Below are 3,308 nucleotides of genomic sequence, written 5' to 3' on the forward strand. Positions count from 1 at the left end.
CGGTGCCGAACAGCGAGAAGTGGATGTGCGCCGGGCGCCAGGCGTTGTGGTGGTTCTTCCACGGGTACGGGGCCGGCTTGATGGTGGTGAACTTGTACTCGCCGTTGGGTCCGGTGATGCACCGGCCCACGCCGGTGAAGTTCGGGTCAATGGGAGCAGGGTGCTGGTCGCGCTTGTGCACGTAGCGGCCCGCGGCATTGGCCTGCCAGACTTCCACCAGCTGGTTGCGCACCGGGCGGCCGTCGCCGTCCAACACCCGGCCCTGGACGATGATCCGCTCGCCGAGCGGTTCGCCGTTGTGCTGGAGGGTCAGATCCGACTCCAGGATGTGCACGTCCCGCTCGCCGAAGGCCGGGCTCCAGAGCTCGATGGTCTCCGGGTCCGCGTGGTGCAGGTCCTTGGTGGGGTGTCGCAGCAGCGAGGAGCGGTAGGGCGCAAAGTCGATGCGCGGCTGTGTTTCCTCGGCGCCGCCGGCCTCCACGCCCTTGCGGTACGCCTCGTGGGCGTCAGTGATTTCCTGGCTGATGGTCTCCTGTGAATCCGCAGTGGCGGCAGGATCCAGCACGTGGCTGTCGTCAAACGTCTCGTCCTCGAAGGCCTCGTCCTGAGCTGTAGCGTCGCTCATCGAGAACTCCTTTCTGTCGTGGCGGTGGATGGTTCTGTTGTCAGGTGCCCGGCGTTCTGCGCGGCACAGTGCTTACTTGTGCGGCCAGCCCGTGTAGGACTCGGCCAGGTACTGCTGCCCGAACCGGGACCCCGTCACGGTAGCCAGTTCGCCGAGGGCGCGCTTGTTTTCGAACGGCGACGCATCCTTGCGGGTGTGCAGCATGCTGGTCATCCAGTAGGAGAAGTTCTGCGCCTTCCAGACCCGCTGCAGCGCCAGGTCAGAGTATCCCTCCAGCTGGGCGTCACGGCCAGTGGCGTAGAAGGAGTCGATGGCCTCGAAGAGCACCTTGACGTCGGCAAAGGCCAGGTTGAGCCCCTTGGCGCCGGTCGGCGGGACCGTGTGCCCGGCATCGCCCACCAGGAACATGCGCCCGTGGGAGAGCGGCTCGCGCACGAAGGAGCGGAAGGCCAGCACGGTCTTGTCGAAGATCGGTCCCTGCTTCAGCTGGAACCGATCCGGGCCGTCCACCCGCTTCTGCAGTTCGGCCCAGATGCGGTCCTCGCTCCAGTCATCCACGTTCTCGGCGGGATCGCACTGGAAGTACATGCGCTGGACGGTTTCGCTGCGCTGGGAGATCAGGGCGAAACCGTGCGGGGAGTTTGCGTAAATCAGTTCCGGGGCGCTCTTCGGGGCCTCGGTCAGGATGCCGAACCACGCAAACGGATACTCGATCTTGTAGTCCTGCTCGCCCTTGACGGCCCGGCGGCAGAAACTGCGGGAGCCGTCGGCTCCCACCAGGATGTCGCAGTGGACCTCAAACGCGGCGCCGTCCTTGTCCGTGAACCGGAACTTTGGCGTGGTGGTCTCCAGGTCCAGCACCTCGGTGACCTCGGCCTCGTAGCGCACGTCGCCGCCGTCGCGCTTGCGGGCAGCGGCAAGGTCCACGAAGACCTCGTTCTGCGCGTACAACGTTACTGTTGCGTCCACCAGGTCCTTGAAGTCCAGCGGGTGGGATTCTCCGTTGAAGCGCAGGTCGATCCCGGCGTGTTCGTCGCCGTCGGTGAGCACCCGGCCGTCGACGCCGGTGTCGGTGAGCATCTTGACCGAGCCGGCTTCCAGGATGCCGGCGCGGTGCGTATTGCGGATGGTCTCGTGATCGCGCGATTCCACCACGAGGTTGTCGATCCCCTGCACGGCCAGCAGGTGGCTGAGCATCAGGCCGGCCGGGCCTCCGCCGACAATTCCAACCTTGGTTTTAATGATCCGGGCCTGCGCCATGGGTAAGTCTCCTGAAATCAAAGGAAGCCGTGTCTGACTCCAGTGTGAGCCCCGCGACATACCCGCCGCCCCGCCATTCTTATTCAATGAGAATTACGACGGCGGCGCCCTCAGGCCGGTTGCCCCGGTGCCCCCGTGACGGCGGAGCTCTCAGGCCGGCTTCCCCGGTGCCCCCGTGACGGCGGAGCTCTCAGGCCGGTTTCCCCGTGCCCCTGTTGCGGCAGGGCCCCGCCCATCGCGCATCGCCCATCGCCCATCACCCATCGCCCATCGCCCATCGCCCGGGAGATGCTCCCGGTCCGCCGTTCCCGTTACGGCAGTGCTACGCCCATGGCCCGGGAGATGCCCCGAGCGGCGGTCATCAGCGCCGGGACCACGGCGTGGAAGTTCTCGAACCCCAGCGGCACTACTACCCCGAGGGCTGCCAGCGGACGTCCGGCCGGCCCTGCCACCGGGACGGCGATGCCGGTGGTGTCCACGTCAATGCGCCCGTCGAACGCGGCATAGCCCCGCTGCCGGATGTCGGCCAGGTGCCGGCGCAGATCGAAGGAAACCGAATCGCCTGATGTCACCGCTTCCGGGTGCCGGCTGAGGTAGGACTCCTGGATGTGGTTCGGTGAATAGGCCAGCAGCACCATGCCCATGGAGGTGCGGTGCACCGGCATGCGGCCCGCAATCTGGGCCTGGTTTACCACCGAACCGCGGCTGGAGAGGCGCTCGATCACCAGGACTTCGTCCTCACGCAGGACGGCCAGCTGGGTGTGTTGGCGCACCACGGACTGGATATCCTCCATGAAGGGCATTGCGGCCTGCCGCAGGTCGACGGCGGGAGAGCTGCGGTTGGCCAGCTCCCATAACCGCAGCCCCAGCCGGATCTCGCCGGGGCCCTCCTTGGTCAGCAGCCCGTGGCGGGAGAGCTCGTCGACCAGCCGGTACGTCGTGGCCAGCGGAACGTCCGCCCGGCGGGAAAGCGTCGCGACGCTCATCGCCGGTTTGTCCGGCTCGAACGCAGACAGGATGCGCACCAGCCGGTCCAGCATCGAGTCACCGGACGGGGAATTGGCCATGTTCCTAGGTTCTCATGTGCGGCACAAGCCCGGCCTTGATCCGCCGGGTAGCGGTTGGGAGCTGCACAGGCCCTGACTCCCGTTTGCACCGGCTGATGCCGGACGCGCAAAAACCGCCTCCCGCTGCCCCAATGTCGGGGAGCAGGAGGCGGTTCCATGCTTCAGGCAAAGCGCCCGCCCTACAAGAGCGGGGCACGGGAGCCCCGCCGTGGCACGAGATCGCCGCGGCGGGAGCGCCCTACTCGCTAGCGGTAATCGCTGCCCAGGTCGTAGTCATCCAGCGGGATGGCGTGGAACTCGGGCGTCATCGAACCGTCGGCGCCGGCGTAGTCGAAGTCGCCGAAGGCGCTGGGGCC

At 67.0% G+C, this 3,308-nt stretch carries 3 protein-coding genes; all 3 read right to left on the reverse strand.

Annotation, left to right across the window (positions count from 1 at the left end; all coding sequences use genetic code 11):
- Positions 1 to 625: dioxygenase family protein (locus AC5RWT_RS35925; protein ID WP_494084389.1), on the reverse strand; the 625-nt coding region annotated here is incomplete at its 3' end.
- Between the two features lie 72 nt (positions 626 to 697).
- Positions 698 to 1,885, reverse strand: a complete 1,188-nt coding sequence (locus AC5RWT_RS35930; protein WP_494084390.1) for a 4-hydroxybenzoate 3-monooxygenase — start codon at positions 1,883 to 1,885, stop codon at positions 698 to 700.
- 311 nt (positions 1,886 to 2,196) lie between these two features.
- Complete coding sequence (locus tag AC5RWT_RS35935; RefSeq protein WP_494084391.1) at positions 2,197 to 2,952, reverse strand: IclR family transcriptional regulator; 756 nt, start codon at positions 2,950 to 2,952, stop codon at positions 2,197 to 2,199.
- Positions 2,953 to 3,308 lie beyond the last annotated feature (356 nt).

The sequence above is a fragment of the Arthrobacter sp. Dra40 genome, assembly GCF_059091905.1.